We start from the raw sequence: 24,091 nt of genomic DNA on the forward strand, positions 1-24,091 counted from the left end.
GAATTATAGCGTTATTTTTTCGGGCTTTGCAAACTCACGCTGCAATTTTGTCGAGCACCCAGCCTGCCGCACACAGGCCGAAGGTCGAGGTCACACTGACGACCGATCCGTAGCCGTGACAGTTGAGGCTGCCGTCGGCTTGCGTGTCATCAGGCAGCACGCAGGCTGCCGCTTCATCGCCCGCGACAAGCGCGCTGTCAGACGCTTGCAGGGCCGCAGCAGGCTGCATCACAGCCTCGCGGCTGAACACGCAGGCCACGCCAATTTTTCCCTTGCGCGCAGCGCCCTGCTCCTTGCGCAGCCGGTAACGCAGTTGCGCCAGCAAGGGGTCGTGCGTGACCAGCGCGAGATCGTCGATGTCGACCTTGTGCGCGTGGCGCTTGCCGCCGGCTGCACCGACGCTGATCAAATTAATTTTGTTTTTAATGGCCCAGGCAGCCATCGCAGTTTTGGCCTTGACCTGATCACAGGCATCGATCACGGAAACGCGCTCGCTGCCCTGCAGCCCGGCGATCACCGGCCAGTTGGCGGCATCGACAAACTCTTCAACACAAGCCACCTGGCAGCCGGGGTGGATGTGCGCGATGCGTTCTCGCATGGCCTCTACCTTGGCCTGGCCCAGCGTGTTATCCAGCGCATGGATCTGGCGATTGATGTTGGACTCGGCGATGTGATCAAGGTCGATCAAGGTGAGCCGGGCTACACCGCTACGCGCCAGCGCTTCGGCGGCCCAGGAGCCGACGCCGCCGAGTCCGACCACGACCACATGGGCGACCCGAATCTTTTGTGCGCCGGCGACGCCGTACAGGCGCGTCAGGCCGCCGAAACGGCGCTCCAGATCAGCATCCACTAGACGCTGCGCTCCAGCCGCCAGACCTGGTAACGCACACCGGCCACGCAACCCGCCAGGATGGCGGCCACAGCCACAAAGCTGGTCGCGCTCAAGGTCGAGATGCCCGACAAACCCTGGCCGATGGTGCAGCCCATGGCGGTCACGCCGCCCACCCCCATCAACATCGCACCCACCAGGTGGTTGCCGGTGTCTTCAGCGTCGCGAAACCCTTCCCAACGGAAGCTGCGCGACAGCAGCGAATACACGGCCGAGCCGGCCACCACGCCAAACACCGACACGATGCCGATGGTCAGCAGCTTGCTTTTGTCGCTGAAAAACATGAGCCAGTCCACCGTGTAGGCCACGGGCGAGACAAAACTCAGCGCTTCCATGCGGCCCGAGTTGGTGGCCAGAAAGGTTTCCTGCAGGGTGTCGGGATGTTCGGCCACATAACCCAGATGGCCGCTGACCCACCACATGGCCGCAATCACCGCCCCAATGCCGAGGCCGGCCAGCAGGTTATCGAAACGGCGGAATTCCGCGCCCATCAGCGCCCACACAATCAGGCCGCCACCGAGCACAACTGCAATGACCAACCCGGCCAATGCGGGGGATATTCCTGCCGCGCCACCCGCCCAGTTCGAAAGTGCCGCGTTGCTGGTGAAATCGATGGCCACGCGGTCCACCGTAGCCACTCGCAGGACGGCCGTGATGCCCTTGAGCGTGGCAAAAGCGGCCACACCCATAACCAGAAACACCACCAGCGATTTAAGATTGCCGCCGCCTATGCGCACCAGTGTCTTGCTGCCGCAACCCGAGGCCAGCACCATGCCGAAGCCGAACAGGCCACCGCCCACCAGCGCGGACAGCCATATGAAGCGGTTTGATGCATACAGTGTTTTGGAGGGGTCAATCAGGCCGGCTGCGGCCATGCCGTAAAAACCGATCATGGCCACACCGATGGCCATGCCCCACATGCGCATGCGGGTCCAGTCACCCATATTGAGGATGTCGCTGACCGCACCCATGGTGCAAAAATGTGTGCGCTGGGCGATGGCGCCGAACAGCATCGAGAGGAAAAAAGCCGCCCAGAGAACCTGGGTGGTGAGGGTATTGAGCTGGGAGGTGTCCATCCTTCCGATTTTAGGGGTGAACAGCGGGCGCTGCCGCGCCCTGCTCCCGGTCTACTTCAGTTTACTGAGGCGATCTTTGGCCACCGCGGCAGCTTCCGACTGGGGATAGGCTTTGAGCAGATCCTGAAGCGTCTTGCGGGCGCCGTTGATGTCCTTGAGCTCGACCTGGCAATTGGCCACGGCCAGCACCGCCTCGGGCGCACGTACGTGCTCCGTATCGGTGGCCACCAGTGCGCGGAAATTGATGATGGCATCGCGGTAGTTGCGCAGCGCATACTGTGCGTTGCCAAGCCAGAACAAGGCCGGCGCCTTGTAGCCGCTTTGGGGGTAGCGCTTAAGGAAATTGCTGAAGGCTGTCTGCGCTGGCGCAAATTCGCCTTTGCGTAGAACGGCCAGAGCGGTATCAAACTCCTGCTTTTCAGCCGGCTCCGCAACAAACTCCCTGCCATCGACCGTGACCTTGGACGGCTCGAATTTGCTGAGCCGGTTATCCAGCCCCTGGGACAGATCCTTCTGAAGGCGCTGGACCTCGGACAACTGGCGTGTCACCTGTTCGCTCTGACCGCGCATTTGTGCCATCTCATTGCGTAGTGCATCGATCTGGCCGGACAGCTCCAGCAGGCTGCGCCTGAGCTGCGCGTTGTCCTCGTTGGCCTTGCGCAAATCCTCGCTCATCCGCTGTTGCGACACGTCAAGGCGCTGACGCATCTCGAGAATCGCCTTGCGGGCCTCGTCATCTTCGAACAGGCCGGCGTGCGCATTGATCGCCAACACGCAGGCCATGGCGGCCAGGACAATCCGGAAATTCTTCAAGATCGGGGCTCCGGCTTAACGGTAGTTAAATTCAGCGCGGCGGTTCTTGGCGAAGGAGTCTTCGTCGATGCCGGTCGCTACGGGTTTTTCTTCACCGAAGCTGACGGCTTCAACTTGCGCGTCTGTCGCACCCAACAAACCCAGAGCGCGACGCACGGCCTCGGCACGTTTCTGGCCCAGCGCAAGGTTGTATTCGCGACCACCGCGCTCATCGGTGCTGCCTTCAATAACCAGTTTACGGGCTTTGTTGGCGCTCAGGAAGCGGGCATGGGCCTCGACGGTGCCCTGGGCTTCGGGTTTGATGACAAAGCTGTCGTAGTCAAAATAAATCACGCGGGCGGCACCGGCAGGCCCGGCAAGCGAGGGATCGGTGGCACCAATCAGCACCGGGGCCACGTCACGCCCGGCGACGCCAGAGGCATTGCCCGTGCCACCTGGAGCGATCGCGACCGGTGCCCGGTTTTCGACCGGAACATCATTGAGCTTGACGCCCGAACTGCAAGCGACGATGGTTGCAGTCAGGGCGATGATGGCGATGAGAGAAAGGATGCGTTTCATAGGTACCTTGGCTAAGAATTGAAAAGGAGGAGCATCAAGGCTGCTGGTTTACTTCTGAAAAGGACCCCAGTCAGGCTCGCGTATATCTCCGGTAGACCCGGTCAGGCGGGCTTTGATTTTTCCGTCCAGCGTGGTGGTCAGCAGGGCCTCGCGACCTTGCTGCTGCGTGGCGTAAACGATGAGACGGCTGTTAGGCGCAAAACTCGGGCTTTCGTCGCCGCTGGTGTCAGTGAGGGCCACTGCAGTTCCCTTGCCCAGTTCCATGACGTGCAGCTTGAAAGCGCCGCCTATGCGTGAAATATAGGCCAGCCAACGGCCGTCCGGACTGATGGCGGGCGATATGTTGTAACTCCCCGTAAAGGTGACTCGCTCCACATTGCTGCCGCTTGCACCCATGCGGTAAATCTGCGGCGAACCACCGCGGTCGCTCACAAAATAAATGGACCGGCCGTCCGGCGAAAACGCAGGTTCGGTATCGATGCTGGCCGATTGGGTAAGGCGACGCGGCTCACCACCTGCAGCAGCAATCGCATAAAGTTGCGAGCCCCCATCACGGCTCAAGGTAGCCACCAACTGGTTGCCATCGGGCGACCAGGCCGGTGCGCTGTTGGAGCCGCGAAAATTGGCCAGCAGGCGGCGTTTGCCCGAGGCCACATCGTGGGCGTAAATCACCGGCTTGCGCGACTCAAAGGACACATAGGCCAGCTGGGAACCGTTGGGCGACCATGATGGAGAAATAATCGGCTCCGGACTGGCCAGCGCTGACTGCGCGCCTTCACCGTCGGAGTCTGCCACCCACAGGTTGTAGCGCGTACCCGCCTTGGTCACATAGGCGATGCGGGTGGAAAAAACGCCCTTCTCGCCCGTCAGCTTTTCGTAGACAAAGTCGGCGATCCGGTGCGCGGACAGGCGCAGATCACTCTGCGGCACCACATAACTCTGGCCGCCCAGATCCTGCCCGCGCACCACGTCCCAAAGGCGGCAACGCACGTCGTAGCGCCCATCGGCCAGACGTGTGACGCTGCCGGTCAGCAAAGAGTCGGCGGCGCGCTGGCGCCAGACCGACAGATCCGGTCGGGAGCTTTCGTCGAGCGGGTTGCCGCTGGCGTCCACCGCACGAAACTGGCCGCTTCTTTCGAGATCGGCCTGCACGATCGCTGCAATTTTTTGCGGGGACTGGGCATCGCCGCGAAAGGCGGCAATGGCAATCGGCAACTGGGTCAGGCCCACGCCGGAGACTTCAACCCGGAACTGGGCCCAGGACGGCGGCACCATGGCAAGCGCGCCCAGGCCGGTCAAGCCTGCGATCAGGCCGCGTCGTCCCGCCAGGCGAGACGCGGGCAGGAAACTATCAGGTTTTTTTGAGTGCATTTTGCTGGTTCAAACAATACAAGGTGAAGTATTTGCCGAAGGCCGCCTGGGCCTGCATGGCGCAGACGGCAAAGCCCATGCTGCCGTCCAGGATGCCAAGGCGGAAAATATAACTTTTCAGGAAGGCCATCAGGCCCGATGTTACCGCCCGCAGCATTGAGCTGGTTCTGCCGCGCGCATGGGCCTGCTGGGCCCAGGCCAGGCTATATTGCTCCAGCTTGCGCCAGTAATGTGCGGGGGTCGGGTAGCTGTAATGCAGCAGCCGATTATTCAAACGCACCACGGCGCCGGATTTGAGGATGACACGTTCGTGCACCAGGTCATCGCTGAAGCCGGCCTGACCGCGTCGGAACAGGCGCAACACAGGGTCAGGGGTCCAGCCGCAATGATGGATCCATTGTCCGCAAAACTCGGTGAGACGCGGAATTTCGAAGGCATCGGCGGCGCGGTTTTGCATGGCTTTTTGAATCTCCAGCGCGAGTTCCGGTGTGACACGTTCGTCGGCATCGATGGAAAGGACCCAGTCGTGTCTGGCCAGGCTCAGGGCGAGGTTCTTTTGGGGGCCAAAACCAGGCCAGGCTTGCGTTTGCGTCACCTCCGCCCCGAAGGCGTTTGCAATGGCGCGCGTGTTGTCCGTGCTAGCGTTGTCAACCACGACCCATTGATCTGCAAATCGGACGGACTCCAGGCATGCCTGCAAATTGGCCTCTTCGTTTTTGGTGATGATGATGGCGGAAAGGCTCATGGTGCGTGATGTGTTGAAAGTCTCACCAGCCGCTGCCATCCACCTGCGTGATCAAGTGGACGATTGTGAATGCTGCGAGCAAGGGAGCTTGTAGGAATTGGCCTTCAATTGTTCCACGATAATGCAGGCTTGTTGACTCCATGGTTCACCAGGCGGCATCCATGCCAAAAATTGCAGCGAACTTTACCCGTGTACTTGAGCGGCCGATACAAACTCCGGTCGGCCCGACGGCTTCGGAGTCCGGGGTTTCAGCTTGACACGCGGCACCAATCCCGCCAGCGAAACAGTGTCGCCAGCGCCCATCAGGCAACGCCTGCGACGCATCTGGCCTTATTTCAACCAGTCCCGCAGCGCCTGGGCCATTGCCATAGGCGCCACCGTGGTGGCGTCCGCCACCGAGCCACTGGTGCCGGCCTTGCTGCAGCCCTTGCTGGACAAGGGTTTCCAGAAAGGCGGTATTGACTTGTGGGTGATTCCCGTGGCGTTGATTCTGTTGTTCGGCGTGCGCGGGTTTGCCGGTTTTGTGGCGCAAATTGCGCTCGCCAAGGTCACAAATCTGGGTTTGCTGGAACTGCGAAAGGCCATGTTCGGCAAGCTGCTGTCGGCGCGGCTGGATCTGTTTTCGAGCCAGTCGGCCAGCGCCCTTGCCAACACGGTGGTCTATGAGGTTCAAAACGGCTCTTCCATGCTGGTCAATTCAGTCATGAGCCTGACGCGTGACACTTTGACCCTGTTGGCTCTGTCGAGTTATCTGTTGTATCTGAACTGGAAGCTGACCTTGATTGTTACGCTGCTGATCCCAGCCGTGGCCTGGGTCATGCGTGTGCTATCCCGCCGTCTTTACCGGCTCACCAAGGCCAGCCAGAGCGCGACCGATTCGCTGGCTTATGTGGTCGAAGAAAACGTGCTGGCACACCGCGATATCCGGCTGCATGCGGCGCAGGCCGATCAGGCCACGCGTTTCGCGCAGCTCAGCGATGCGTTGCGACGCTTGTCCATGAAATCCATCGCGGCATCTGCGGCCATGACCCCCACCACACAGATGCTGGCGGCCGTGGCACTGTCCGCCGTGATTACGGTTGCCCTCATGCAAAGCGCGACCGACGGCACTTCGGTCGGCTCCTTTGTGGCGTTTGTGACCGCCATGCTGATGCTGGTCGCCCCCATCAAACATTTGTCGGAAGTCGCCAGCCCCATCACCCGCGGCTTGGCGGCGCTGGAGCGCGGACTCGATCTGATGGAGAAGACCCCGGATGAACAAGGCGGCAGTTATTCCAAGCCCCGGGCTGACGGACTCATCCGGTTCATCAACGCCCGCGTGGCCTATGGAAACGAGGGTGCGACGGCCGTGGACTCGGTGAATCTGACCATCCACCCCGGTGAAACGGTGGCGCTGGTAGGCGCTTCGGGCGCCGGTAAAACCACGCTGGTCAATCTGTTGCCGCGTTTTGTAGAGCCCACGTCCGGAGCCATCGAACTCGATGACCACGACCTGCGCGAGTGGCAGATGGATGCGCTGCGCAGCCAGTTTGCATTGGTCAGCCAGCATGTGGTGATGCTCAATAACAGCATTGCCGTGAATGTGGCGCTGGGTGCCAAGCTGGACCGCGAACGCGTGCAGCGCTGCCTGCAGGCCGCCAACCTGGAGCGTTTTGTGGCCAATCTGCCGCATGGCATGGACACCCTGGCCGGTCACAACGCGACGCAGTTGTCCGGCGGCCAACGCCAGCGCCTGGCGATTGCCAGGGCGCTCTACAAGGACGCGCCAGTCCTGATCCTCGACGAAGCCACCTCGGCGCTTGACACCGAATCCGAACGCGCAGTGCAGGAAGCGCTGCAGCGCCTGATGCGCAACCGCACAACGCTGGTCATCGCGCACCGCTTGTCCACGGTGCAGCATGCCAGCCGGATCGTCGTCATGGACGCCGGCCGGATTGTGGAGACCGGCACCCATGCCGAGCTGATCAATCGCGACGGCCCCTATGCCCGCCTGTACAAGCTGGGTTTGTACGACTCCGGTCTTTCGCAAAGCGCACCGGTGGTGCAACTGTCATGACAATTTCCATCAGTGGCTTTACTTTTATCCGCAACGGTGTCGAACTGGGCTTTCCTTTTGAAGCATCGATTCGTTCGCTGCTGCCGCTGGTGGATGAATTCGTGGTGGCAGTCGGTCGCGGCAATGACGACACACTGGCCCGGGTGCTGGCCATCAGTGACCCAAAAATCCGTGTGATCGAAACCGTCTGGAACGAACGCATGGCCGACCGGGGCTTTGTGTATGCCCAGCAAAAAATGATTGCGCAGTACGCCTGTACCGGCGACTGGGCGTTTTACCTGGAAGGCGATGAGGTGGTGCACGAGGACGACCTGCCCGCCATCCGCGCCAGTGTCGAAAAGCATCACACCAACCCCGAAGTGGAAGCGCTGGTGTTCGACTATCGCCACTTTTATGGGTCGGCGCAGTGGGTGTCAGTCAGCCCCGGTTGGTACCGCCGCGAATGCCGGCTGATCCGCAACACCATTCGCTCCTATGCGCCCGACGGCCAGTACTGGCTGGTCACGACCGACCATAAAAACCCCCGCAATCCCCAAGCTGCGCTGGCCAACGCGCGCATTTTTCATTACGGCTGGATTCGCCGCAACGAAGACATGCAGAAAAAACTCGATCAGGTCAGCAAATACTGGGCGAGTTCGACCAAGATGGAAGTGCATTACAGCCAGTTCGACGCACGCGCACTGGAGGCTTTCAAGGGAACCCACCCCCAAGTCGCACAGGAATGGCTGCTCACGGGTGCCGAGCAGGCGTTGCGGATAGATTCGGCCTACCAGCCCACCCGCAAGGAAAACAAATACCACCTGATGCGCAGGATCGAACTACTGACGGGCCTGGACTTCAGTCGCAAGCACTTCAAGCTGGTCGCCTGAGCGCAGTCTGGCCTCAGTTTTTTGAGGCAGCCAGCGACGAGAAGTACACCGCCTCCTGTTGGCGTGCGATGTCTTCCCAGCGATAACAACTCGCAAAAAGTCGCCCTTGCCCGCCCAACTCCCGGCGCAAGTCCTCGTCCCCGGAGAGGAGTCGCAGTGCTGCATCCAGCGCTTGCGCACTGCGCGGGTCATCAAGTAGCAGTGCATTCACGCCATGGCTCAGCAAACTGGAAATGCCGCAGTAGGCCGCGCTGCTGACGACCACCGGCAAGCCGTGTGCCATAGCCTCCAGCACCACCATCGCAAACGTATCCTCGAGTGTTGGGTGCACCAGCACGTCCGCCGCTCGGTAGGCGGGCGCAACGTCCTGCAGCGCACCCAGGAAGAACACCCGACCGGTGATGCCGAGCGACTCCGCCCGCCGCCTGAATTCGGGAATAGGCGCAGGGTTGCCGATGACAGCAAGCACCACCTGATCTGGCAATGTCGCCAGCACCTGGAGCAAAGTGTCCAGCCCCTTTTTGCGGTAATCGTTGCCGACAAACAGCAGGCAAAAGCCCTGCGCCGGCAAGCCCAGGGCCTGCCGTGCCTTGCCTTTGCCGTCTTCGCCAGCAGCTAGCTCGGGAAAGCTGACCCCCGGCGTGATGACACTTGTCATCCCTGATGAATCCGGGTAGGTCGCAGCCATTGTTTCGCCCAGGCTGGCCGAGGTCACCACCACGCGACGCGCCTTCAGCGCCCTGAATCTCAGGCGCTCCAGTCCTAGGTAGGTCAGCAGCCGCGGGCTGGTCACCACCTTGACCCAGCGCAGCACACGCCGCAGGCCAGTGCGTCCCTGGAAAAGGTTGTGCCTGACCGGCACCACATGCACGGTCTGCACCTGGCCATGCCAGGTGTTTTCATGGGAGTGCACGATGTCGAAACCCGTGCGTGTGGCGCGCCAGGTGGCAAAGGCATACCAAAGCTGGTTCAGCCAGCGCGGTTTGCGCATCGGCATGGCCACACGGTGGTAATTGACGCCAACGGCCTGGTGGTTGATCTGCTGGGCAAAGACGTGAACTTCATGGCGCATTGCCAGTTGCTCGACCAGCGCGATGGAATAACGCTCGGCCCCCCCGCCGGTGCTGTCAAAAACCCGGTTCAGCACCGCAATGCGGAGCCGTGGCTGTACCCACGGGCTCAAGCGCGCTCCCGGTCTTCGTAAGCCGTGGCAATCTTGAGCCAGAACACCGGCAGGCTGGTCGAGCGGACGACCGGTACACGTGGCAGTTCCAGCAAATTGCCATTGACGGCGCTGCGGCCACGGCGTGTGGTGGTCACGGTATGAAACCCGGCCCGGCGTGCCATTGCGACATGTTCCGGCGCGTATTCGCCATAGGGGTAGCAAAAGTGCTGAACCGGCGCGGCCAGCAGACCTTCAAGGGCGGCCCTGTCCTGCGTCATCTCGCCCAGCGCCGTAAGTGCATCACTTTGCAGCAAACGCGCATGGTTCTGCGTGTGCGAACCCACCTCCTGTCCGCCGGCGACCCACAGGCGCAACTGCTCGGCATCCATCAGCGGCACCTGCGCGATACCGATGTCGCGGTCCCAGACGTTGGTCTGACCCAGTAGATTGCTGACGGCATAACAGGTCGAAGAAAAACCATGGCGCTGCAGCACCGGCAGCGCATGGGTGAGGTTGTTCAGGTAGCCATCGTCGAAGGTGATGCCAACCACCTTGCCACGCCGCTCACCCTTCAGATACGGCAACAGTGCGCTCATGGCCAGGCCCTGGTAGCCGAGCAGCTTGAGCAAGACCATTTGCCGGGCGAATGCGTCTGGCGCCACGTACAGGCTACGAAACGGTGCCCCTTTGGGTGGCGCTTCGCTGATCTGGTGATAAACCAGGATGGCGATGGACGGCGATGGGCTGGCGGAATCAAACATACGGGACGCTGTTTTTTGCGGCAATTTATAACAAAACGATATCGTATTGTTCCTGCGCCATCGCTGCTTCGGCTTGCAAGGAAATCGGCTTGCCAATGAAGTCACTCAATCCCGCCAGGTGCTGGCTTTCCTCGTCAAGAAACAGCTCGATGACCTTGGGCGATGCAATGACCCGGAACTCGCGGGGGTTGAACTGGCGCGCCTCACGCAGAATTTCACGCAGGATGTCGTAACTGATGCTGCGTGCCGTCTTGACCACGCCTTTGCCCATGCAGGCGCTGCACGGTTCGCACAACTGGTGGGCCAGTGACTCGCGGGTGCGCTTGCGGGTCATTTCGAGCAGACCCAGTGCCGAAAAACCATTGACGTGTGTCTTGATACGGTCACGCGCCAGTTGCTTCTGGAATTCGGCCAGCACCGCGTCGCGGTGGCTGGCCTGCACCATGTCGATGAAATCGACAATCACAATGCCGCCCAGGTTACGCAGGCGAAGCTGACGTGCAATCGCCAGCGAGGCCTCGAGATTGGTTTTGAAAATGGTGTCGTCGAAATTGCGGGCACCGACATACCCGCCGGTGTTGACGTCCACGGTGGTCAGCGCTTCAGTCTGGTCGATGATCAGGTAGCCGCCGGATTTGAGGTCCACGCGCCGACCCAGGGCCTTGGCGATTTCCTCATCGATGTTGAACAGATCAAAAATCGGTCGCTCACCGCTGTGCAATTGCAGCCGATGCAGGGTGGCCGGCATGAACTCGGTGGCAAACAGCTTGAGTTTGTCGAACTGATCGCGCGAATCGATGCGTATGCTCTGGGTATTCTCCACCACCATGTCGCGCAGCACGCGCTGCAGCAGGCTAAGGTCCTGGTGCAACACCGACGTCGGCGGCAACCGCAGAGCCGCATCCTTGATGCGGGCCCAGGTCTTGCGCAAGTAGGCGATGTCCTCGCCCAACTCCGCAACCGTCGCGTCCTCGCCATTGGTACGCAGGATAAAGCCACCCCCCATATCGCCGGTCAGGGCCTGCAAACGCTGACGCAGTTCCTCGCGCTGAGCCGCGGGAATCTTCTGCGACACGCCGATGTGGTTGTCCTGCGGCAAAAACACAAGCAGCCGGCCCGCAATGCTGATCTGCGCCGTCAGACGGGCCCCCTTGGTGCCTATCGGATCCTTGAGCACCTGCACCATCATGGCCTGGCCCTCGAACAACTGTTTTTCTATCGGCAGTGGAGCCGCCGGACTGGAGGCGCTATCGGCATCCGCATGGCGGCTGTTGATGCTGCTCATCAGGTCGGCCACATGCAAAAATGCGGCCCGCTCCAGCCCGATGTCAATAAAGGCAGACTGCATGCCTGGCAGCACGCGCACTACCTTGCCGAGGTAGACGTTGCCAACCAGTCCCCGCTCCAGGGTGCGCTCGACGTGCAACTCCTGCACAGCACCGTATTCGACCACCGCCACGCGGGTTTCCTGGGGTGACCAGTTGATCAGGATGTCTTGTTGCACGCTGTTGTCTCTATATTTTCAGGCCGGCTGCGCGCAGCAGCCCGGCCGTTTCATGCAGGGGCAATCCCATGATGCCCGAATAACTTCCGCTGATATGGCTGATGAACATCGCCACCCTGCCCTGCACCGCGTAGGCGCCGGCCTTGCCCATCGGCTCGCCCGAAGCTACATAAGTTCGTATCTGCGCCGGGCTCATGGGCGCGAAGGTCACGCGCGACACACTCAGGGCCTGCAGGCGTTCGCTTCGATGCTGCACCGCCACGGCGGTCAACACGCGATGCGTAGTACCGGCCAGCTCGCCGAGCATGCGCACGGCATCGTTTCCATCGTCGGGTTTGCCATAAATGCGCCTGGCCAGCGCGACCGTGGTGTCCGAGCACAACACAAGCGCCGGTGGCAGCCCGCGCCTCTTCAGGCGTGCCACAGCGGCGTCCAGCTTCAGTTGTGTCACGCGCTGCACATAGGCGGTGGGCGACTCGCCGGCAAGCACGGCTTCCAGCGCCTCGCTGTCCTCGCTGGCGTCCGCCAGCAACAGTTCGCAAGAAACGCCGAGCTGCTCCAGCAACTGCCGGCGTCGGGGACTTTGGGAGGCGAGATAGATGAAATCGGTCATGGGTGACATCAATGTAGCAAGCCGTTATCCCGACCTCCGAGCCGGGATCCATCGCTGCATTCCATAGGCCTCACTTTGTGCAGGACATGGATCCCGGATCGAGTCCGGGATGACACTCTACTTGGCATCATTCGCGATGGTACGGGTGATTGACCGTGATGCTCCACGCGCGGTACAACTGCTCGATCAGCAACACACGCACCATGGCGTGCGGCAGGGTCAGGTCCGACAGGCGCAGGCGCTCGTGCGCCGCTTGCTTGAAGGACGGGTCCAGTCCGTCCGGCCCGCCGATGACGATGGCCACATCGTCCCCGCCCAGTTGCCAGCCCGTGAGCCTGGCCGACAGCGCCACCGTGGTCACGGCCGTGCCGCGCTCGTCCAGCGCCACAATGCGAGTGCCTCTGGGGATCACGGCTTCAATGCGCTGGCGTTCGGCGGCCAGCAGGTTGTCAAGGGTCTTGGACGCGCGTGGCTCGGTCTTGACGGCCTTGAGTTCAACCTTGAGTTCAGGCGGAAAACGCTTGGCGTAGTCGTCGTAGGCAGTCTGCGCCCAGTCGGGCACCTTCTGGCCGACGGCGACAATCGTCAGCCTCATTGGCTCCGGGTGGTGGTTTTCCGGGCGGCAGGTTTTTTGGCTGCGGTTTTGGCCGCAGTCTTGGCGGCAATTTTCCTGGCCGCCACTTTTTTGGTGGCAGGAATCTTCACGATCGGTGTCTTGGCCGCTGCTTTCTTCGCAACCGGTTTGGCCGCCGGCTCGGTCGCCGGTGCGGTGGCATTGCGTTTGGCGGTCCAGTCGTTGGTCTTGCCGACCCGACCGACATAAGTGCCATCATCGGTGCGGGCGGACTTTTTCGCAGCGGGTTTGGCCGCCACTTTTCCAGGCACCTTCGCCGATTTGGCGGCAGGCTTGCCAGTTGCGCGGCCCTTCGCGGGTTTCGGCACTTCCTCGGGTTCAGGTTTGGACGCCTTGACCAGCGGCGCCGGCGCACCGAGCTTGAGCTTCACCGGCTTGTCGCCCCACAGTTCTTCCAGGTGGTAATACTGGCGTATGGTGGGCTGCATGATGTGGGCCACGGCGGCGCCGCAATCCACGATGATCCATTCGCCGTTTTCTTCGCCCTCGATACGCGGCTTCGAAAAACCGGCATCCCGCACCGCATCACGCACGCTGGCGGCCAGCGCCTTGGTCTGCCGGTTGGAAGTGCCCGACGCGATGATCACGCGCTCGAACAAGGAAGTGATGTGTTCCGTGTCAAATACCTGGATGTTCACCGCTTTCACATCTTCCAGGCCGTCGATGATGGCTCGCTGCAATTTCTGGACGTCTTTTTTGGCAGCGGTGGTGTTGGCGGAGGTGGAGGTCATGCGGTGTGGGCTTCAATAAAAAAAAGTGTTCGAATCAGGGTGAAATATAGAGACGATGGCGCTCAATATAACGCGCAACGGGCTCGGGAACCAGCCGGGCCAGGCCTTGCGGGGTCGCGGCGCCCAAGGCGATTTGCCGCCGGATGTCGGTGGCGCTGACGTGCATCAGGGGCAACTGGAGGGGCACAAGCGGGTGTGGCAGCCTGATTTGAGGGTCAAATCCGGCCTCAGCCCTTGCGGAATGTGCACGGTCTGCTATACAAATTATAGCTATTTGAATCAGGTCCTGCCAACGGTGCCAGCTTTTCAGTGTCGCAAACTGGTCTTTGCCAATGATCAGGTAGAGCTGGGCACCCGGATTTTCGGCCTGCAGCGCCTCCAGCGTGTCGATGGTGAAGCTCGGCCCGGCCCGCTGGAGCTCGCGCGCGTCGACCTGCACCCGCTCCAGGCCGCCAAACGCCAGCTCAGCCATGGCCAGTCGGTGCCCGGCCGCGCTGAGCGCCCTTTCCTTGTACCAGGCCTGCCCGGTGGGAACAATGTGCAGCACATCGAGCTGCAGTTGCGCGACGGCAGCGCCGGCCAATGCGACATGGGCCAGGTGCGGCGGGTCGAAAGAACCGCCGAACATGCCGATGCACGGGCCGCTGGCTGCGGTTGCACTCAAAGCCAGTCCCGCCGGATCAAAAAGTCTTTGTACAGGCACTCCTCGGCCGAACCAGCCTCCAGCGGCCGTTGATAAGACCAGCTCACCAGCGGCGGCATGGACATCAGGATGGACTCCGTGCGCCCACCAGACTGCAGGCCGAAATGGGTGCCACGGTCCCAGACCAGGTTGAACTCGACGTAGCGGCCGCGGCGATAGAGCTGGAAATCCCGCTCACGCTCGCCATAAGCCATCGCCTTGCGGCGCTCGACGACTGGCAGATAGGCCGGCAGGAAGGCGTTGGCAACTGACTGCATCATGGCCAGGCTGCCGTCCAGGCCCAGTTCCTGGAAGTCATCAAAAAACACGCCGCCTATGCCGCGCTGCTCGCCCCTGTGTTTCAGGTAAAAATAATCGTCGCACCAGGTTTTGAAGCGCGGGTACTTGTCCTCGCCGAATGGCGTCAGTGCATCCTTGCAGGTCTGGTGGAAGTGGCGCGCATCCTCTTCAAAGCCGTAATAGGGCGTCAGGTCCATGCCGCCGCCGAACCAGCAGGCTGGCTGCCCCGAAGCTGGTGTGGCAACCAGCATGCGCACATTCATATGCACCGTCGGCACATAAGGGTTGCGCGGGTGAAACACCAGCGATACGCCCAGGGCTTCAAATGGTGCGCCGGCCAGCTCCGGCCGGTGCTGCGTTGCCGAGGGCGGCAGGCGCGGACCTTGCACATGCGAGAAGCCGCAGCCCGCACGCTCAAACACCTCGCCGCCTTCCAGAATCATGGTGATGCCATTGCCCTGCAGCGTTTCGCCGGGCGCCTTCTCCCAGGGATCAACAGCAAATACGCCGCCGTCAATCGCGGCGATGCTGCCTGTGATGCGCTGCTGCAGCGCCAGCAGGTAGCTGCGGACACGGGAAGAATCGGCCATGGTCGTCATTTCACAATGATATCGGCCTGGGGGCGGCCCGAATTGATCAAGCGCACGGGGGCCGCGCGCTCCTGATGCCAGCCGCGGCAATCCTGCAGCGACAGCGCCATGCGTGGCAGGTCATGGTCTTGATCCCCCGTCAGACGCACAAAATCCAGAAACACCAGGCGCTTGCGCGAATAGTCGGGACCGGCCAATCCAACGGGGACATCGGCCGCCAGCGCCAGCCGGTAAAAGCCGCTGCGCCAACCCTTGGTGCGGCGGCGTGTACCTTCAGGCGCCAGCGCGAGCCAGAAATACTCGCCCCGTGCTTTTTTTTGTTGCATCAGCGCCGCCATCTGGCCGACCGTGCCCTGGGGTGCCGAGCGGCTGATGGGCACCCCGCCGACCCAGCGCAGCCAGGCACTAAAAAGGGGAGTCCGAAACAGGGTGTCCTTGCTCCAGAACTGCACCGAAATGCCGACGGCCCATTTCATCAGGATGCCGATCACAAAATCCCAGTTCGAGGTATGCGGATACACCACAATCACGCCCTGCCGTGTCGGCAGCCCTTCGAAATCAACGCGCCAACCAAGCAAACGCAACACCCATAGGGCCAGCCCACTCCCCTGAAACTGCACGGGGTGCGGCGGTAATAAATCCATGCCCATCAGGGCTTGATGGCCCGGAATCCAATGTCCTTGCGGTACTGCGCACCATCAAAATGGATGGTCCTGGCGGCATCGTAAGCTTGGTGCTGCGCCTCTTTCACCGAACTGGCGAGCGCTGTGACACACAACACCCGCCCGCCGGAGGTCAGCACGCTGCCCTTGACACCACCCCCTGCGGTGGCGGTACCGGCATGAAATACCACCGTGTCCTCGCTACCCGAGGTGCTGACTGGCGGCAGGCCGGTGATCACATCGCCCTTGCGCGGCTGCAGCGGGTAGCCGTGCGCGGCCATCACCACACCCAGCGCGACCCGGCGGTCCCATTCGAGTTCGACCTCGTCGAGCTTGCCCGAGGTCGCCGCAATCATCACGTCGTACAGGTCCGACTTGAGCCGCATCATGATGGGCTGGGTTTCGGGATCGCCCATGCGGCAGTTGAATTCCAGAGTCTTGACCTTGCCGTCGGGCGTGATCATGAGACCGGCATAGAGAAAACCAGTGAAGGGAATGCCGTCTTTTTCCATCCCCTTGATGGTCGGCAGGATGATCTCGCGCATGGCGCGGGCGTGCACCGTGGGTGTGACCACCGGCGCGGGCGAATAAGCGCCCATGCCCCCGGTGTTCGGGCCCTGGTCGCCATCCAGCAGACGCTTGTGGTCCTGGCTGGTCGCCATGGCTGCGACATTTTTGCCGTCGCACATGACGATGAAGCTGGCTTCCTCGCCGTGCAGAAACTCCTCGATCACCACGCGCGCACCGCCGGCGTTGTGCGTCACGCCCAGCGGATTGAAGCTGGGGTCAGGCGCCAGCATGAATTCAATCGCTTCGTGCGCTTCGTGCAGGTTCATGGCAACCACCACGCCCTTGCCGGCCGCCAGCCCGTCGGCCTTAACCACAATCGGTGCGCCTTTTTCGTCGACATAGGCGTGGGCCGCCACCGCGTCGGTGAAGGTTTCGTACTCGGCTGTCGGAATGCCATGGCGCTTCATGAAGGCCTTGGAAAAAGCCTTGGAGCTTTCTAGTTGTGCGGCAGCTTTGGTCGGGCCGAACACCCGCAGGCCATGCAGGCGGAACTCGTCGACGATGCCGGCCGCCAATGGCTGCTCGGGGCCGACCACGGTCAGGGCGATTTTTTCAGCCAGTGCCCACTCGCGCAGCGCTTTCACGTCGGTGATGGCGATGTTTTCCAGGCGCGCGTCCAGCGCGGTCCCGCCATTGCCAGGCGCGACATACACCGCCTGCACCTTGGGGGACTGCGCGAGCTTCCAGGCCAGCGCATGCTCACGGCCACCGCCGCCAACCACTAAAACTTTCATGCGAGCACTTTCATATGCATTTCCAAACAAGCGTAAGCCCCTCGGGCGGCAGCGCAGTACGCAAAGCGACAAGCGGCCGCGCCCCCTCTTGACCAGCCAGGGCCGCGGAACCGGCTTCGCCGAACCGCAGGCGCAGCGCCCCCTCGGGGGGCAGCGACGACACGAAGTGCGGAGTGTGGGGGCTCATGAAATGGCGGCATTGTGAAAAACGTCCTGGGTATCGTCCAGGTCTTCCAGTATGTCCAGCAGCCGCTGCATTTTTTCACCCTCCGCGCCGGACATCTCGATCATGTTGTCGGCGCGCATGGTGACTTCAGCCAGCTCAGGTTTCAGGCCGGCGGCCTCCAGCGCGTTCTTGACGGCCTCAAAGCCCGTGTAAGGCGTCAGCACCTCGATGGCGCCGTCCTCGTGCGTGATCACGTCGTCGGCGCCGGACTCCAGCGCCACTTCCATGATTTTGTCTTCGCTGGTGCCGGGCGCAAAAATCAGCTGGCCACAATGCTTGAACTGGAAGGCTACCGAGCCTTCAGTGCCCATGTTGCCGCCGTGCTTGGAAAAGGCGTGCCGCACCTCGGCCACGGTGCGCACCTTGTTGTCGGTCATGCAGTCCACGATGATGGCCGCGCCGCCTATGCCGTAACCTTCGTAGCGGACTTCCTCGTAATGCACACCTTCCAGACTGCCGGTGGCCTTGGCGATGCCGTACTTGACGTTTTCATTGGGCATGTTGGACGCCTTGGCCTTGTCCACCGCCAGCCGCAAGCGCGGATTGGTGCCCAAATCGCCGCCGCCCATGCGGGCCGCAACCATGATTTCGCGCATCACACGGGTCCAGATACGCTGGCGTTTCTCGTCCTGCCGCCCCTTGCGGTGCTGAATATTCGCCCATTTACTGTGACCAGCCACGGAAATCCTTTGGAATTGATTTAATCTACAAAACGTATTTTACTTTTTCACTCAGAGGACACCTCATGGCCGAGCCGTTTTTGATTGCCCGGAATGCTTTAACTACCTGTGAGCTGCTCCCGGCGCTGGCCAACCGCCACGGTCTGATCACCGGAGCCACCGGTACCGGCAAGACGGTAACGCTGCAAACGCTCGCGGAAAACTTCTCGAAAATTGGCGTGCCGGTCTTCATGGCCGACGTCAAGGGTGACCTGGCCGGCATCAGCCAGGCCGGCAGCATCGGCGAAAAAATGGCGGCCATCCTGAAAGAGCGCGGCATCGACACCCCGCAGCCCTTCGCCTGCCCAACCACGCTGTGGGACGTCTTCGGCGAACAGGGCCACCCCGTGCGCGCCACCGTATCCGACATGGGCCCGCTGCTGCTGGGTCGCATGCTCGGGCTCAACGAGACCCAGGCGGGCGTGATCAACCTGGTGTTCAAGATTGCCGACGACAACGGCATGCTGCTGCTGGACCTGAAAGACCTGCGCGCCATGCTGCAGTATGTGGGCGACAACGGCAGCCAGTTCACCACCGAGTACGGCAACATCAGCGCCGCCAGCGTGGGCGCCATCCAGCGCGGTCTGATGCAGATCGAGACCCAAGGCGGCGACAAGTTCTTCGGCGAGCCCATGCTCAACATCAGCGATTTCATGCAGACGGACAACGGCAAGGGTGTCATCAACATCCTGGCCGCCGACAAACTGATGAATTCGCCGCGCCTGTACGCCACCTTTCTGCTCTGGATGTTGTCCGAGCTGTTTGAGCAGTTGCCCGAGATCGGCGATCCAGAAAAACCCAAGCTGGTGTTTTTCTTTGACGAAGCCCACTTGTTGTTTACCGACGCGCCCAAGGCGCTGATTGAGCGGATTGAACTGGTGGTGCGGCTAGTGCGTTCCAAAGGCGTCGGCGTTTATTTCGTCACGCAGAACCCGCTGGACATTCCGGATTCGGTGCTGGCCCAGCTCGGTAACCGGGTGCAGCACGCGCTGCGCGCCTTTACCCCGCGCGATCAGAAGGCCGTCAAGGCGACGGCCCAGACCATGCGGCAAAAACCTGGGCTCGACATCGAAACCGCGATCACCGAGCTGGCCGTGGGCGAGGCGCTGGTGAGTTTTCTGGACAGCAAGGGCCGGCCCAGCATCACCGAGCGCGTGTATGTATTGCCGCCCGGAAGCCAGATCGGCCCGATCACGCCGCAGCAGCGTCAGGCCCTGATACAAAACTCGCTGGTCGCCGGCGCTTATGAAAAACACGTGGACCGCGAGTCGGCCTTCGAGATGCTGAAGGCACGCACTGTGGCGGTGCAAGCAGAGGCAGCAAAAACAGCGGAAGCGGCCGATGGAGGGCTGATGGGCAGTATCAGCGATGTGCTTTTCGGCTCGAAAGGTGCACGCGGCGGCCAGCGCGATGGACTGGTGCAGTCGGTGCTGAAGTCAGAGGCCCGCGCCCTTGGGCGGCAAGTGCTGCGCGGGGCGTTGGGCACTATCTTCGGTGGCAAGAAAAGGTAAACCGACGCATGATTCTTCCAACTTATGACGACGTAGTAGCCGCTGCCGCACGGATAGCCGGCCGCGCCCACAAGACGCCCGTGCTGCGCTCCCGCACCGCCAACACCATGCTGGGCGCCGAGGTTTTTTTCAAATGCGAGAATTTCCAGCGCATGGGCGCTTTCAAGTTTCGCGGCGGCTTCAACGCGCTCGCCCGCTTCACACCAGAGCAAAAGAAACGCGGCGCCCTGGCTTTTTCATCGGGCAACCATGCTCAGGCGATTGCGCTATCGGCACGTATTCTGGGCATGCCGGCAGTCATCTTGATGCCGCAGGACGCACCCGCCGCCAAACTCGCCGCCACGCGCGGCTACGGCGCGGAGGTCATCACCTTTGACCGCTTCAAGGAAGACCGCGAAGCCTTGAGCCGCCAGCTTGCCGAAGAACGCGGCATGACCCTGATCCCGCCCTTTGACCACGCCGACGTGATCGCCGGCCAGGGCACAGCCGCCAAGGAGCTGTTTGAAGAAGTGGGTGAGCTGGACCACTTTTTTGTCTGTCTGGGCGGCGGCGGGTTGCTCAGCGGCAGCGCGCTGTCGGCCCGCGCCCTGTCACCCAGGTGCAAGGTGTATGGCGTGGAGCCCGAAGCCGGCAACGACGGCCAGCAGTCGCTGCGCAGCGGCCAGCGCATCAAGATAGCTGTGCCGCAAACCCTGGCCGACGGCGCCCAGACCCAGCAGCTGGGCCATCTGACCTTTGAGATCATTCGCAGCAAGGTAGACGATATTTTCACCGCCACCGACGGCCAATTGGTGGACAGCATGCGCTTTTACGCCGAACGCATGAAGATGCTGGTGGAACCCACCGGCTGCCTGTCGCTGGCCGGTGCCGCCAGCAGCGGCCTGGATCTGCGCGGCGCGCGTGTCGGCGTGCTGATCAGCGGCGGCAACATCGATCTGTCGCGTTTCGCACAACTGGTGTCAGGCTGAAAGCAGCCCGCGCTTGCCAGTCCCAGAACGGCTCTGTACATTGTTGTTTTTGAGGGCCTTCCATGTCTGCAGACCCCACGATTCCCGCTCGGGAAAATCCGCCGCGCCATATCCGCCTGACCTCCCACGCCGGTGGTTACGGCGCCCTCCCCATCCGCTGGGCCGCTGCCACCGCCGCTGAACGCGGGCCGGTGGTCGGCACCACCACCAACCGCAGCCATCGCAACGTCATAGGCACCCACAGCGGCTCCTACAGCGTGTACCGTGCGCTGGCGGTGGCTTCCGGCGCCCTGTCGGCCAGCCACAAGGCCGACCTGACCAACACCTCGCCGACCGACATCATCGGCCCTTACCCGCAGTGGAGCGAGCCCGGCCGCATCGTTGCCATGGACCCCTGGGGCGCCACCATCGCAGATGTGTTTGGCACCGAACTGGCCGCCGGCTACGACATCCGCCCCACAATTGCCGTGACCCAGGCGCATGTGATCCTGCCCGAGGTGATCGAGGCACTGCAGTCGGGACGCCTCAAGGCCGACGGCAAATACCTGACGGCTGGCGGCGCGGCTATGGTCACCAAAGTCGCTGTCGAGCCGGTCTGGTTTTTGCCCGAAGTCGCCAAACGGTTCAACTGCAGCGAGACCGACCTGCGCCGCGTGTTGTTCGAAGAAACCGGCGGCATGTATCCCGAGCTGGTGACGCGCAGCGACCTCGAAGTTTTTTTGCCGCCCATCGGTGGCCTCACCGCCTATATCTTCGGCAAGCCGCGCGACCTGGCGAACCCTGAGATCGAACTGACTGCCCGCGTGCACGACGAATGCAACGGCTCGGACGTTTTCGGCTCGGACATCTGCACCTGCCGGCCCTACCTGACGCACGCGATCGAGGAATGCATTCAGGGCGCGCAGCGTGGCGGCGTCGGTCTGGTCTCCTACTTCCGCAAGGAGGGCCGGGCGCTCGGCGAAGTCACCAAGTTCCTGGTTTACAACGCGCGCAAACGCCAGGTCGGCGGCGACACGGCTGACCAGTATTTCAACCGCACCGAATGTGTGGCCGGCGTGCAGGACATGCGCTTCCAGGAGCTGATGCCCGACGTGCTGAACTGGCTGGGCATACGCAAGATCCACCGGCTCGTCTCCATGAGCAACATGAAGTACGACGCGATCACGGCCGCTGGCATCGAGGTGGTCGAGCGCGTCAACATCCCCGAGCACATGATTCCCGCCGACGCGCAGGTCGAGATGGACGCCAAGATGGCGGCCGGCTACTTCACACCCGGCGCCGTACCGACGGCCGAAGAACTGAAAAAAGCCAAAGGCCGGGGGCTGGATGCCTGAATCCACCCTCGCCAACGCTACAAATTCAATAGCTGTTGGCGCAATACAGTCAAGGGCTGCAGCCGAATTACGCTCTACAGCCACGATACGCAGCCGCGCACAGGCCCTGCTGGCGCGGGCGCGGCGTGGCGAGTCGACCTGGTTCAGTGTCAATGACGGCGCCCTCTTGACCGCCGCCGCACTGGTGGCCGAGTTCACACGAGTCCGCTATCCGGACCTGGTGATTCCGTACCACAGCCGCTGGCGGCATTTCGAGGCCGGCGGTGTGGACCGGCTGGCGCAGCTCAATACCGCGCTGGGTTCTGCCAGCCTCGCCGAACGGGCCCGCGCCCAGATCGACCTGGCGCTGGTCAGCGTGCTGCTGGACGCCGGCGCCGGGCCCGACTGGTGTTACCGCGAGGGCGCCGCCGGCGAGCACCCGGCCCAAGAGTTCAGCCGATCCGAAGGCCTGGGCGTGGCGAGTTTTCATGCTTTTATGGATGGGCTGTTCTCCAGCGACCTCGCGCGCCCGCTGCAGGCCGATGCCGCCGGACTGCAGGCCGTGACGGCAGAACGCCTCGCCGACGCGTTTCAGGTCAATGCTGACAACCCGCTGATCGGTCTGGACGGCCGCGCCGCCCTGCTGCGCCGCCTCGGCCAGGCGCTGCAGGACGACCCGGCAACTTTCGGCCAGCCCGGCCGGCCCGGCCACCTGTTCGACCGGCTCGCGCCCGCGGGCAACGACACGGTGCAGGCGCATGATGTGCTGACGCTGTTGCTGACCGGCCTGGCACCAATCTGGCCCGCGCAGAACACGCTTGACGGCGAGCCGCTGGGCGACTGCTGGCGCCACCCTGCCGCCGGCGACGAGGCCGACGGCCCCAGCCGTGGCTGGATGCCCTTCCACAAACTCTCGCAGTGGCTGACCTATTCGCTGCTCGAACCGTTTGAATGGGCCGGTGTGCAGGTCGAAGGCCTGGACGCGTTGACTGGCCTGCCCGAGTACCGCAACGGCGGCCTGTTTCTCGATGCAGGCGTGCTGCTGCTCAAGAACCCGGCGCTGTCGGAGCGGCTGCACGCACCCGGTGATGAGCTGATCGTCGAATGGCGCGCACTGACGGTGGCACTGCTGGACGAGCTGGCACCGCTGGTGCGCGAGCAGTTAGGATTGAGCGCAGAGCAGATGCCACTGGCCTGTGTGCTCGAAGGCGGCACCTGGGCCGCAGGCCGCGCGCTGGCGCAGCAATTGCATGGCGGCCAGCCGCCGCTGAACATCATCAGCGACGGCACCGTATTTTGACCATCCACCACACACCATGACCACCCCAACAAGCAAAGTCCACCTGATCGACCACCCGCTGGTGCAGCACAAGCTGACTCTGATGCGGCGCAAGGACGCCTCCACCAACACCTTCCGCACCCTGCTCAACGAGCTCAGCATGCTGATGGCCTATGAGGTCACGCGTGACATGCCGATGCAGGACATCGAGATCGAAACGCCGCTTGAAAAAACGATGTCCAAAGTCATCGACGGCAAGAAACTGGTGTTTGTCTCCATCCTGCGTGCCGGCAACGGCATCCTCGAAGGCATGCTCAGCGTGGTGCCGGGCGCGCGCGTCGGCCACGTCGGCCTGTACCGCGACCCGAAAACCCTGACCGCCGTCGAGTACTACTTCAAGATGCCGCACGACATGGAAGCACGCGACATCGTCATCGTCGACCCGATGCTGGCCACCGGCAACTCGGCGATCGCGGCCGTGGATCGGCTCAAGGAACTCAATCCCAAGTCCATCAAGTTCGTCTGCCTGCTGACCTGCCCCGAAGGCATCGCCGCGCTGCAAAAGGCCCACCCCGACGTGCCGATCTACACCGCTGCCATTGACCGCGAGCTGAACGACCACGGCTACATCCTGCCGGGCCTGGGCGATGCCGGTGACCGCATCTTTGGAACCAAATAGACCTCCAGCCCATAGCCTGAAAGCGTAAGCAGCTCTTAATTTGATAGCAATCTAGTCGCCGGTTTGCGGCATC

24 protein-coding genes are annotated in these 24,091 nt (G+C 62.2%); 7 read left to right on the forward strand and 17 right to left on the reverse strand.

The features are described 5' to 3' along the window. Window positions 1–34: 34 nt before the first annotated feature. The 6 genes from IEX16_RS13085 to IEX16_RS13110 form a co-directional block, all read right to left on the reverse strand. Entirely contained in the window at window positions 35–850 is an 816-nt protein-coding gene (locus IEX16_RS13085) for a tRNA threonylcarbamoyladenosine dehydratase (protein WP_229676333.1), read from the reverse strand. Further along, entirely contained in the window at window positions 850–1,965 is a 1,116-nt protein-coding gene (locus IEX16_RS13090) for a YeeE/YedE family protein (protein WP_188708927.1), read from the reverse strand. The genes IEX16_RS13085 and IEX16_RS13090 overlap by 1 nt, the downstream gene beginning before the upstream one ends. Before the next feature lie 51 nt (window positions 1,966–2,016). After that, a complete protein-coding gene (gene ybgF, locus IEX16_RS13095; RefSeq protein WP_373288339.1) occupies window positions 2,017–2,778 on the reverse strand; it encodes a tol-pal system protein YbgF in 762 nt (253 codons plus the stop codon). Window positions 2,779–2,793: 15 nt separating this feature from the next. Further along, window positions 2,794–3,336, reverse strand: a complete 543-nt coding sequence (gene pal, locus IEX16_RS13100) for a peptidoglycan-associated lipoprotein Pal (protein WP_188708928.1) — start codon at window positions 3,334–3,336, stop codon at window positions 2,794–2,796. A 48-nt stretch (window positions 3,337–3,384) separates the two neighbouring features. After that, window positions 3,385–4,611 (reverse strand): Tol-Pal system beta propeller repeat protein TolB, encoded by a 1,227-nt coding sequence (gene tolB / locus IEX16_RS13105; protein WP_229676343.1) that lies wholly within the window; start codon window positions 4,609–4,611, stop codon window positions 3,385–3,387. 76 nt (window positions 4,612–4,687) lie between these two features. After that, window positions 4,688–5,452 (reverse strand): glycosyltransferase family 2 protein, encoded by a 765-nt coding sequence (locus IEX16_RS13110; protein WP_188708930.1) that lies wholly within the window; start codon window positions 5,450–5,452, stop codon window positions 4,688–4,690. 253 nt (window positions 5,453–5,705) lie between these two features. On the opposite strand from IEX16_RS13110, the gene msbA reads away from it, so the two are divergent. Then, window positions 5,706–7,508: a lipid A export permease/ATP-binding protein MsbA gene (gene msbA, locus IEX16_RS13115; RefSeq protein WP_188708931.1), complete on the forward strand. Its 1,803-nt coding sequence runs from the start codon at window positions 5,706–5,708 to the stop codon at window positions 7,506–7,508. Further along, on the forward strand, window positions 7,505–8,377 hold the full coding sequence (locus IEX16_RS13120; protein ID WP_188708932.1) for a glycosyltransferase family protein: 873 nt from the start codon (window positions 7,505–7,507) through the stop codon (window positions 8,375–8,377). The genes msbA and IEX16_RS13120 overlap by 4 nt, the downstream gene beginning before the upstream one ends. A 13-nt stretch (window positions 8,378–8,390) precedes the next feature. Here IEX16_RS13120 and IEX16_RS13125 read toward each other — a convergent pair whose 3' ends face one another. The 11 genes from IEX16_RS13125 to IEX16_RS13175 form a co-directional block, all read right to left on the reverse strand. Further along, window positions 8,391–9,560: a glycosyltransferase family 4 protein gene (locus tag IEX16_RS13125; RefSeq protein WP_188708933.1), complete on the reverse strand. Its 1,170-nt coding sequence runs from the start codon at window positions 9,558–9,560 to the stop codon at window positions 8,391–8,393. After that, window positions 9,557–10,303, reverse strand: a complete 747-nt coding sequence (locus tag IEX16_RS13130) for a polysaccharide deacetylase family protein (RefSeq protein WP_188708934.1) — start codon at window positions 10,301–10,303, stop codon at window positions 9,557–9,559. Before IEX16_RS13130 ends, IEX16_RS13125 begins: the two co-directional genes overlap by 4 nt. A gap of 25 nt (window positions 10,304–10,328) precedes the next feature. After that, window positions 10,329–11,807 (reverse strand): ribonuclease G, encoded by a 1,479-nt coding sequence (gene rng, locus IEX16_RS13135; RefSeq protein WP_188708935.1) that lies wholly within the window; start codon window positions 11,805–11,807, stop codon window positions 10,329–10,331. Between the two features lie 10 nt (window positions 11,808–11,817). Beyond that, a complete protein-coding gene (locus IEX16_RS13140; protein ID WP_188708936.1) occupies window positions 11,818–12,420 on the reverse strand; it encodes a Maf family protein in 603 nt (200 codons plus the stop codon). Between the two features lie 127 nt (window positions 12,421–12,547). Continuing rightward, window positions 12,548–13,015, reverse strand: coding sequence for a 23S rRNA (pseudouridine(1915)-N(3))-methyltransferase RlmH (gene rlmH, locus IEX16_RS13145; RefSeq protein WP_188708937.1), 468 nt, complete (start codon window positions 13,013–13,015; stop codon window positions 12,548–12,550). Beyond that, window positions 13,012–13,785: a ribosome silencing factor gene (gene rsfS / locus IEX16_RS13150; RefSeq protein ID WP_188708938.1), complete on the reverse strand. Its 774-nt coding sequence runs from the start codon at window positions 13,783–13,785 to the stop codon at window positions 13,012–13,014. Before rsfS ends, rlmH begins: the two co-directional genes overlap by 4 nt. 34 nt (window positions 13,786–13,819) lie before the next feature. Then, window positions 13,820–14,413: a nicotinate (nicotinamide) nucleotide adenylyltransferase gene (nadD, locus tag IEX16_RS13155; RefSeq protein ID WP_188709020.1), complete on the reverse strand. Its 594-nt coding sequence runs from the start codon at window positions 14,411–14,413 to the stop codon at window positions 13,820–13,822. Between the two features lie 32 nt (window positions 14,414–14,445). Beyond that, the gene (hemF, locus tag IEX16_RS13160) at window positions 14,446–15,366 is read right to left on the reverse strand and encodes an oxygen-dependent coproporphyrinogen oxidase (protein ID WP_373288340.1); all 921 of its coding nucleotides are present in this window, start codon (window positions 15,364–15,366) and stop codon (window positions 14,446–14,448) included. Continuing rightward, a complete protein-coding gene (locus IEX16_RS13165; protein WP_188708940.1) occupies window positions 15,363–16,001 on the reverse strand; it encodes a 1-acyl-sn-glycerol-3-phosphate acyltransferase in 639 nt (212 codons plus the stop codon). The genes hemF and IEX16_RS13165 overlap by 4 nt, the downstream gene beginning before the upstream one ends. A 5-nt stretch (window positions 16,002–16,006) precedes the next feature. After that, a complete protein-coding gene (gene purD, locus IEX16_RS13170) occupies window positions 16,007–17,323 on the reverse strand; it encodes a phosphoribosylamine--glycine ligase (protein ID WP_188708941.1) in 1,317 nt (438 codons plus the stop codon). Window positions 17,324–17,506: 183 nt separating this feature from the next. Continuing rightward, window positions 17,507–18,229: a YebC/PmpR family DNA-binding transcriptional regulator gene (locus IEX16_RS13175; RefSeq protein WP_188708942.1), complete on the reverse strand. Its 723-nt coding sequence runs from the start codon at window positions 18,227–18,229 to the stop codon at window positions 17,507–17,509. Between the two features lie 65 nt (window positions 18,230–18,294). Between IEX16_RS13175 and IEX16_RS13180 the strand changes: the two genes are divergently transcribed. The 5 genes from IEX16_RS13180 to upp all read left to right on the forward strand — a co-directional run bounded on the left by IEX16_RS13180 (window position 18,295) and on the right by upp (window position 24,018). Further along, the gene (locus tag IEX16_RS13180; protein WP_188708943.1) at window positions 18,295–19,779 is read left to right on the forward strand and encodes a helicase HerA-like C-terminal domain-containing protein; all 1,485 of its coding nucleotides are present in this window, start codon (window positions 18,295–18,297) and stop codon (window positions 19,777–19,779) included. A gap of 8 nt (window positions 19,780–19,787) precedes the next feature. Next, window positions 19,788–20,747, forward strand: a complete 960-nt coding sequence (locus IEX16_RS13185) for a threo-3-hydroxy-L-aspartate ammonia-lyase (protein ID WP_188708944.1) — start codon at window positions 19,788–19,790, stop codon at window positions 20,745–20,747. Window positions 20,748–20,809: 62 nt separating this feature from the next. Continuing rightward, on the forward strand, window positions 20,810–22,081 hold the full coding sequence (locus tag IEX16_RS13190; RefSeq protein ID WP_188708945.1) for a GTP cyclohydrolase II: 1,272 nt from the start codon (window positions 20,810–20,812) through the stop codon (window positions 22,079–22,081). Beyond that, complete coding sequence (locus IEX16_RS13195; protein ID WP_188708946.1) at window positions 22,074–23,360, forward strand: URC4/urg3 family protein; 1,287 nt, start codon at window positions 22,074–22,076, stop codon at window positions 23,358–23,360. Before IEX16_RS13190 ends, IEX16_RS13195 begins: the two co-directional genes overlap by 8 nt. Before the next feature lie 16 nt (window positions 23,361–23,376). Continuing rightward, the gene (upp, locus tag IEX16_RS13200; protein ID WP_188708947.1) at window positions 23,377–24,018 is read left to right on the forward strand and encodes a uracil phosphoribosyltransferase; all 642 of its coding nucleotides are present in this window, start codon (window positions 23,377–23,379) and stop codon (window positions 24,016–24,018) included. The last annotated feature ends 73 nt before the right edge of the window (window positions 24,019–24,091 follow it).

The organism is Polaromonas eurypsychrophila, assembly GCF_014641715.1.
In the GTDB taxonomy this organism is placed as follows: Bacteria; Pseudomonadota; Gammaproteobacteria; order Burkholderiales; family Burkholderiaceae_C; genus Polaromonas; species Polaromonas eurypsychrophila.

Bases quoted from the DNA above. Each gene is read 5' to 3' on its own strand.
- IEX16_RS13090 (WP_188708927.1), bottom strand. From the start codon at position 1,965: ATGGACACCTCCCAGCTCAATACCCTCACCACCCAGGTTCTCTGGGCG.
- pal (WP_188708928.1), bottom strand. From the start codon at position 3,336: ATGAAACGCATCCTTTCTCTCATCGCCATCATCGCCCTGACTGCAACC.
- tolB (WP_229676343.1), bottom strand. From the start codon at position 4,611: ATGGTGCCGCCGTCCTGGGCCCAGTTCCGGGTTGAAGTCTCCGGCGTG.
- IEX16_RS13110 (WP_188708930.1), bottom strand. From the start codon at position 5,452: ATGAGCCTTTCCGCCATCATCATCACCAAAAACGAAGAGGCCAATTTG.
- IEX16_RS13120 (WP_188708932.1), top strand. From the start codon at position 7,505: ATGACAATTTCCATCAGTGGCTTTACTTTTATCCGCAACGGTGTCGAA.
- IEX16_RS13130 (WP_188708934.1), bottom strand. From the start codon at position 10,303: ATGTTTGATTCCGCCAGCCCATCGCCGTCCATCGCCATCCTGGTTTAT.
- IEX16_RS13140 (WP_188708936.1), bottom strand. From the start codon at position 12,420: ATGACCGATTTCATCTATCTCGCCTCCCAAAGTCCCCGACGCCGGCAG.
- rlmH (WP_188708937.1), bottom strand. From the start codon at position 13,015: ATGAGGCTGACGATTGTCGCCGTCGGCCAGAAGGTGCCCGACTGGGCG.
- rsfS (WP_188708938.1), bottom strand. From the start codon at position 13,785: ATGACCTCCACCTCCGCCAACACCACCGCTGCCAAAAAAGACGTCCAG.
- nadD (WP_188709020.1), bottom strand. From the start codon at position 14,413: ATGTTCGGCGGTTCTTTCGACCCGCCGCACCTGGCCCATGTCGCATTG.
- hemF (WP_373288340.1), bottom strand. From the start codon at position 15,366: ATGACGACCATGGCCGATTCTTCCCGTGTCCGCAGCTACCTGCTGGCG.
- IEX16_RS13165 (WP_188708940.1), bottom strand. From the start codon at position 16,001: ATGGATTTATTACCGCCGCACCCCGTGCAGTTTCAGGGGAGTGGGCTG.
- purD (WP_188708941.1), bottom strand. From the start codon at position 17,323: ATGAAAGTTTTAGTGGTTGGCGGCGGTGGCCGTGAGCATGCGCTGGCC.
- IEX16_RS13180 (WP_188708943.1), top strand. From the start codon at position 18,295: ATGGCCGAGCCGTTTTTGATTGCCCGGAATGCTTTAACTACCTGTGAG.
- IEX16_RS13185 (WP_188708944.1), top strand. From the start codon at position 19,788: ATGATTCTTCCAACTTATGACGACGTAGTAGCCGCTGCCGCACGGATA.
- IEX16_RS13190 (WP_188708945.1), top strand. From the start codon at position 20,810: ATGTCTGCAGACCCCACGATTCCCGCTCGGGAAAATCCGCCGCGCCAT.
- IEX16_RS13195 (WP_188708946.1), top strand. From the start codon at position 22,074: ATGCCTGAATCCACCCTCGCCAACGCTACAAATTCAATAGCTGTTGGC.
- upp (WP_188708947.1), top strand. From the start codon at position 23,377: ATGACCACCCCAACAAGCAAAGTCCACCTGATCGACCACCCGCTGGTG.